Here is a 7,044-nt window from a genome sequence, read left to right as displayed (position 1 = left end):
ATCCCGCACCCCCTCCCCTCCCGCGCCGCCCCGGCGCGGCGGCGCGGCCGCCCGCGGCCCCCCCCCCCCCCCCGCCCCCGCCCCCCCCCGCCCTGCCCCGCCCCGCCCCCCCCCGGCCCGCCCCCCCGGGGCCGCCGGGGCGGGGGGGGGCGCGCGCGCGCGCCCGGGGGGGGGGCGCGGCCCGCGGCGCCCCCGGCCCCCGCGCCCCACGCCGCTGCCGCGAGCCGCTCCCGCTGCCGCACGCCCCTCCCGCCGTTCCGGCGGCAGCCCCCGCCGCCGCGAGCCGCCCCTTCGGCCGCAGCCCCCGCCGCGTGCTCTCACCGCCCCCGCGTCAGCCGAGACGCCGAGGCGATCGTCGCCCGTGCCTCCTGTTCCGTGAGCCCGGTGTGCAGCGCCGCCTCGACCAGCGTCTCCGCCAGGGCATCGCCGAAACCGTGCTCGTACGCGCGGCACGCGGCCCAGAACAGGCGGGTGTTGCGCTGCCCCTCGTGCGCCGCGAGTACGAAGTGCACCAGGCCCTCGCCCTGCCGTGACGGGCGGCCGGGGCGCGGGTGCCCGTGGTGTGCCGGCGGAGCCAGGAGGCGCAGCAGTGCGCGCGGGCAGGGCGCGGGCCTCAGCTCCGCCGTCCCGCCGGCGAGCCGGTACGCGCCGCGCGCGGTGACGGAGCCCGGGCCGACGAGGTAGCCGCCCGCGCCCCGTACATCGATGCCGGGCGCGAGGCGGCCGGCGGAGTTCGGTACGACCACGTTGGGCGGCCCGCTCAGCCAGATGTGGCGGCCGCCGCTCGGGGTGAGCACCGTGACGGTCTCCGGCAGTGTGAAGAGGTGCTCGAACGCGAGCTGTTGCAGCGCGGCGACGGAGTCGGGCGTGGTGCCCTCCGCCGGCTCGTAGCCGCTGATGTCGAGGTCGATGCCGATCAGGTTGTACGGGGGGCGCCCGCACGCGATCCCGTACCCGGTCGCCCAGGGCGCCGCGACGAACAGGGCCCGCACGGCCTGCGGGTCGGTGGTCGCGTCGTACACGCCGTGGCCGGGCAGGCCGCACTCGCCGCGGCACAGGACCGGCTCCGGTCGGCCTCGGTGGGGCGAGCGCAGCGCGGGGAGCTTGGTGGGGGACAGGGGGAAGACGGGGAGCCCGCGCTCGGCGGCGGACAGCGCGTGCGCGAGAGCCAGGGCGGCGGTGTGCCTGACGGTGGTGGCCATGCCTCCTATGTTCGCACGAACGTTCGAAACGACGGAAGAGGTATTCGATTGTCTGTTCGCTTCCGCCGTCGGCTCGCTGTGGGCGGCACGCCGATGTGTGGGTGGATCGCCGGGTATCTGCCGGAACGGTTCACCCCGTACGCGGCGGGGCTCCCGGCCTGACACGCGTCTCGGGGACGGTCGGATGAGTCGCGATGAGGGTTTATCGACAAGTCCTCACGCTTGCGAGGGAATCCCCCTGTCCGGGCTGGTTCGCCAGGGATTCGGTGGGCAATTCTGATCTCGCGACGTCGGGATCAACTTCCGAGGCGGCCGGCCAACTGCCTTGGGAAAAGCAGCACTTCAAGCAGCACATCGTGTCTCTGGAGGAAATCGAAATGGCAAGCATCCGCACCGCGCGCGTCATCGCCGCTGTTGCCGCACTCCCTCTCGCTGCTGCGCTGTTCACGGGGGTCGCCTCGGCTGACAACGGCAGCATCGCGGGCCACGGCTCGAACGCGACGGTCGCGACGCTGTCCGGCAGCGGCGTGGGGCACAACAACTACGGCAACTCGACCACCACCCAGCAGGTGGCGACCGGTGCCGGCGCGTCCAACCAGAACAACACCGCCAACGTCATCGGCTCCGCGTTCACGGCCATCGACCAGCACAACGAGAACGTCACGGTGGCCTTCCACCACCTGTGGTGACCGGCCCGGTCCGCCAGGGGGAAGAGCACAGGGGAACAGAACAGGGGAACCGATCGGACTGATCGGGGAATGACCGAGCGGTGAAACGCGGCGGTCTGCGCGGCGGAGTGCGAGAGCCTCCGGCAGGTGCGGGAGCACCACGCGCAGGCCGCCGCGGCTTCGTGCTGCCCCCGTTTGTCCCCCGTCACCGCTCAGGGGCGACCCTGATGACGTCCGCGCACCGCCCTCCACCCGTAGGAGGTGGGGCCCACCCGAGCCCTACACCCTGAGGGGGAGGGCGCTTCGCGACCTGGGGCCGATCCCCTGGAAGGCCGCCGCTCATAGCGTGGAGCACATGACCACGCCTGTCCGTACGAGCGCTTCCAAGGCCGCGAGCCACGGCCACGCTCCCTACGCGTCTTTCTCGTCGTACATGCGGGCGCGGGGGCCCGTACTCCTGCGCACCGCCCGATCCCTCACCGCCAATCCCCTGGACGCGGAGGACCTGCTCCAGACCGCGCTCACCAAGACGTACGTCGCCTGGGACCGCATCGAGGACCACCGCGCGCTCGACGGCTACGTGCGGCGCGCGCTCGTCAACACCAGGACGTCGCAGTGGCGCAAACGCAAGGTGGACGAGTTCGCGTGCGACGAGGTGCCGGAGCCGCTCGCCGTCCACGACGTCGACCTGGCCGATCGCCAGGTGCTGCACGACGCGATGTGGCGCGCCATCGGCCGGCTGCCGGCCCGGCAGCGCGCGATGGTCGTGCTGCGGTACTACGAGGACCTGAGCGAGGCACGGACCGCCGAGGTGCTCGGCGTCTCGGTCGGCACCGTCAAGAGCGCGGTCTCGCGCGCCCTGGGCAAGCTCCGCGAGGACCCGGAACTGGCGCCCGTACGCTGACGGCGCAGGCGACCGGCAGCGCCACGGCGCAGGCGACCGGCAGCGCCACGGCGCACGCGACCGGCAGCGCCACGGCGCACCCGACTGGCTGCGCCACGGCGGAGGCGACCGGCTGCGCCAACACCCGCGTGAGACCCCACGCTGCGTGATGCGTCCTCGCCCGCGCGTCACGCTCCACCCCGGCACCCTCCCCCGCACGCCGCGCGCGACCGATTTCCACGGGCCAAACACCCATACGCCTACTCTTGGGTAGTGACTTTTCCGCGGGAGTCCGAGCAGAATCCAGACATCCCCCGCAGCCGCCACCCGGGCGCCGTGGAACCACCCCTCGGGAGGACGCCGTGCTGAGCACGATGCAGGACGTACCGCTGACCGTGACCCGCATCCTCAGGCACGGCATGACGATCCACGCGAGTTCCCGAATCGTCACATGGACCGGGGAAGGCGAGCCGCGGCGCCGGTCATTCGCCGAGGCCGGCGGACGCGCCGTGCAGCTCGCCTCGGCGCTGCGCGAGGACCTGGGCGTGACGGACGACGAGCGTGTCGCGACCCTCATGTGGAACAACTCGGAGCACGTGGAGGCGTACCTCGCCATCCCGTCCATGGGCGCCATCCTGCACACCCTCAACCTGCGGCTGCCCGCCGAGCAGCTGATCTACATCGCGAACCACGCAGAAGACCGCGTGATCATCATCAACGGGTCGCTGCTGCCCCTGCTCGCGCCCGCGCTCCCGCACCTGCCGACCGTCGAGCACGTCGTCGTCAGCGGCCCAGGCGACCGCTCGGTGCTGGCCGACGCGGACGCGCAGGTGCACGACTACGAGGAGCTGCTCGCCCGACACTCACCGGACTTCGACGCGTTCGACTGGCCGGATCTGGACGAGCGCACGGCCGCGGCCATGTGCTACACATCCGGCACGACGGGCGACCCCAAGGGCGTCGTCTTCTCGCACCGCTCCGTCTACCTGCACTCCCTGCAGGCGAACACCTCGGCGGCGCTCGGCCTCACCGAGCGGGACCTGGCGCTGATCGTCGTGCCGCAGTTCCACGTGAACGCGTGGGGCGTGCCGCACGCGGCCTTCATGGTCGGCGCGAACATGCTGATGCCCGACCGCTTCCTGCAGCCCGCCCCGCTCGCCGACATGATCGAGCAGGAACGTCCCACCTACGCCGCCGCCGTGCCCACCATCTGGCAGGGCCTGCTCGCCGAGGTGACCGAGCACCCCAGGGACCTGACGTCGATGGCCCGCGTCACCATCGGCGGCTCCGCCTGCCCGCCGTCGCTGATGGTCGCGTACGACAAGCTCGGCGTCCGGCTCCTGCACGCCTGGGGCATGACGGAGACGTCTCCGCTCGGCACCACGTCGTTCCCGCCGGCCGGTCTCACCGCGGAGGAGGAGTGGCCGTACCGGGTGACCCAGGGCCGCTTCCCGGTCGGGATCGAGGCGCGGCTCGCGGGCCCGAGCGGTGAGTTCCTGCCCTGGGACAACGAGTCGGCGGGCGAGCTCGAGGTGCGCGGTCCCTGGGTGGCGCGCGCGTACTACGGCGGCAGCGACGGCGAGGAGCTGACGCCCGAGGACAAGTTCAGCCCGGACGGCTGGCTGCGCACCGGGGACGTCGGCGTCATCAGCCCGGACGGGTACCTGACGCTGACGGACCGCGCGAAGGACGTCATCAAGTCGGGCGGGGAGTGGATCTCCAGCGTCGAGCTGGAGAACGTCCTGATGGGCCACCCGTCGGTGGCGGAGGCCGCGGTGGTGGCCGTGCCGGACGGCAGGTGGGGGGAGCGCCCGCTGGCGACGGTCGTCCTCAAGGAGGGCGTGCCGGCGGACTGTCCCGAGCTGTACGCGGAGCTGAAGGACTTCCTGGCGGAGCGCGTCGCGCGGTGGCAGCTGCCGGAGCGGTGGGCGCTCGTGGAGTCGGTGCCGAAGACGAGCGTCGGGAAGTTCGACAAGAAGGTGATCAGGCGCCAGTACGCCAACGGCGAGCTGGACGTGACGCAGTTGTAGGCGGCAGTTCGGTTCAGGCCGCCGCTTGTCCGAGGTCCGAGGTCCGAGGAGAGATACATGAACGACCCCTGGAGCCTGTTCGGTACGACCCCCACCGGCGCTCTCGTCACGCGGAAGCGTGACGGCGGGCCGCAGCTGTCGAACGTCTCCTACCTGTGGGACCCGGGGGCGCGTTCGCTGCTGATCTCGGTGACGGACGACCGCGCCAAGACCCGCAACCTGCGGCGGGACCCGCGCGCGAGCTTCTACGTGACGAGCCCCGACTTCGGCGCGTACGCGGTCGGCGAGGGCGTCGCGGAGCTCGGCGCCGTCGCCCTCGCACCGGACGACGCGTCGGCCGACGCCCTCGTCGCGCAGTACCGGGCGCTGCGCGGCGAGCACCCGGACTGGGCCGAGTTCCGCACGGCGATGGTGGCCGAGCGGCGGCTGCTCGTCCGGCTGCCGCTGACGTACGCGTACGGGTGGGCGCCCGACGGGCGTTGACGCCGGCGCGGCGCCGGCGGCCGCGTATACGCCTGCGCGGCACGCCGTCGGCCGCGTTGATGCCTGTGCTGCGCCGCCTGGGCGCTTGTGCCGCCTGCCGCGTTGGCGCTTGTGCGGCATGCCGCCGGCTGCGTTGATGCCTGCGCGGCATGCCGCCGGCTGCGTTGATGCCTGCTGCATTGACGCTTGTGCTGTGCGCCGCCTGCCGCCTGCCGCGTTGGCGCTGGCGTCGCGTGCCGCCTGCCGCATTGACGCTGGCACCGCGCGTCGCATGCCGCATTGACGCCTGTGCCGCGCGCCGTCGCGTGCGGCTAGTTCGTGCCGATCTTCGCCAGGAGGTCCACGATGCGCGCCTGGACCTCCTCGCTCGTGGAGCGTTCGGCCAGGAAGAGGACCGTCTCGCCCGACGCCAGCCTCGGCAGCTCCGCCGCGTCGATGCCGACCGACGTGTAGACGACGAGGGGCGTGCGGTTCAGCTGCCCGTTCGCGCGCAGCCAGTCGATGATCCCGGCGCGCCTGCGCCGTACCCGCATGAGGTCCATGACCACGAGGTTCGGCCGCATCTGGCCGGCGAGCGCCACGGCCTGGCTGTCCTCCACCGCACGCGCGACCTGCATGCCGCGCCGCTCCAGGGTGTCCGTCAGGGCGAGCGCGATCTCCTCGTGCTCCTCGATGAGCAGCACGCGCGGCGGGTGCTGCTCGCTGTCGCGCGGGGCCAGCGCCTTGAGCAGCACGGCGGGGTCGGCGCCGTACGCGGCCTCGCGGTTGGCCTGTCCGAGCCCCGCCGTCACCAGGACGGGCACCTCGGCGGCCACGGCGGCCCGGCGCAGCGACTGGAGCGCGGTGCGGGTGATCGGCCCGGTGAGCGGGTCGACGAACAGGGCGGCGGGGAACGCGGCGATCTGCGCGTCCACCTCTTCGCGCGAGTGCACGACGACGGGCCGGTAGCCCCGGTCGCTCAGCGCCTGCTGCGTGGACATGTCGGGCGCGGGCCAGACCAGCAGGCGGCGCGGGTTGTCCAGCGGCTCCGGCGGCATCTCGTCGTCGACGGGCTGCGGCTGGGGCCGGTTGGCCACCTCGACCGCGCCACCGGGGCCGTCCAGCGGCTCCGGGCCCTCGGCGCCGTCGTCCGGCGCGCCGATGGCGTACGAGCGGCCCGCCGGATTCTGCGCGTGCCCCTGCGCGGGGGGACGGCCATGGGACGGGCCGGGCGCGGCGTGTTCCGGCTCCGGCCTGGCCGGGTCGGCGGTGGCGGCGGGCGGCTGGGGCCGCTGCTGAGGGTGGGGGTTCGGGTGCGGGTGCGCCCCGGTGCCGGAGTTGGGTCCGGTGCCGGTGCCGGTGCCGGTGCCGGTGCCGGTGTCGCTGGTCTGCTCCGTGCGGTTGCCCAGCTTGCGCCTGCGGTTCGCGGGCGCCGGGTCCGCGCCCTGGCCGCCCTGCGGCTGCGCCGGGCGGGCGAACGGCACGCCCTGCCCGAGTGTGCGCACGCTGAACGCCCGGCCCTGGGTGTCGCGCCCGGTGGCGGTCCCGGCGGGCGGGGTCTCGTCCGGCAGCGGCTGCGCGACGGTACGCGGCCGGTCGTGGGCGTGGGGTTGCGCCCGGTGTCCCCCGGCGCGCCCTCGCTGCCCGGGCTCCTGCTGCCCGGCGTCCGGGAGCGGGTGCGGCTGGGGCGGCGTGTGGTCGTCGTCGGGCGCGGTGCGGGCGGCGTCGTGGCGGCCGGGCAGGGAGTCGTCGGCGCGGGGCCCGGCCTGCGCGCCTGCCCGGTCCTGGTCCGCGGCGCC

The 7,044-nt window shown here is 74.1% G+C and carries 6 protein-coding genes; 4 read left to right on the top strand and 2 right to left on the bottom strand.

Annotated features, from left to right (window positions below):
• Window positions 1-317: 317 nt before the first annotated feature.
• Complete coding sequence (locus JFN87_RS31230; RefSeq protein ID WP_209345586.1) at window positions 318-1,202, bottom strand: bifunctional DNA primase/polymerase; 885 nt, start codon at window positions 1,200-1,202, stop codon at window positions 318-320.
• 377 nt (window positions 1,203-1,579) lie between these two features.
• Between JFN87_RS31230 and JFN87_RS31225 the strand changes: the two genes are divergently transcribed.
• From JFN87_RS31225 to JFN87_RS31210, 4 genes are all read left to right on the top strand, one after another.
• Window positions 1,580-1,891, top strand: a complete 312-nt coding sequence (locus JFN87_RS31225) for a hypothetical protein (RefSeq protein ID WP_030905807.1) — start codon at window positions 1,580-1,582, stop codon at window positions 1,889-1,891.
• Window positions 1,892-2,225: 334 nt separating this feature from the next.
• Window positions 2,226-2,774, top strand: a complete 549-nt coding sequence (locus JFN87_RS31220) for a SigE family RNA polymerase sigma factor (protein ID WP_209345584.1) — start codon at window positions 2,226-2,228, stop codon at window positions 2,772-2,774.
• Window positions 2,775-3,115: 341 nt separating this feature from the next.
• The gene (locus JFN87_RS31215; RefSeq protein WP_209345583.1) at window positions 3,116-4,783 is read left to right on the top strand and encodes a long-chain fatty acid--CoA ligase; all 1,668 of its coding nucleotides are present in this window, start codon (window positions 3,116-3,118) and stop codon (window positions 4,781-4,783) included.
• Window positions 4,784-4,840: 57 nt separating this feature from the next.
• Window positions 4,841-5,266 (top strand): PPOX class F420-dependent oxidoreductase, encoded by a 426-nt coding sequence (locus tag JFN87_RS31210; protein ID WP_209345581.1) that lies wholly within the window; start codon window positions 4,841-4,843, stop codon window positions 5,264-5,266.
• Window positions 5,267-5,577: 311 nt separating this feature from the next.
• On the opposite strand, the gene JFN87_RS31205 is transcribed toward JFN87_RS31210, so the two are convergent.
• Window positions 5,578-7,044, bottom strand: a 1,467-nt coding sequence (locus JFN87_RS31205; protein ID WP_504739797.1) for a response regulator, incomplete at its 5' end; no start/stop codon positions are given.

This window comes from Streptomyces montanisoli (genome assembly GCF_017813245.1).
In the GTDB taxonomy this organism is placed as follows: Bacteria; Actinomycetota; Actinomycetes; order Streptomycetales; family Streptomycetaceae; genus Streptomyces; species Streptomyces montanisoli.
This window is presented reverse-complemented; position numbering and strand designations above follow the sequence as displayed.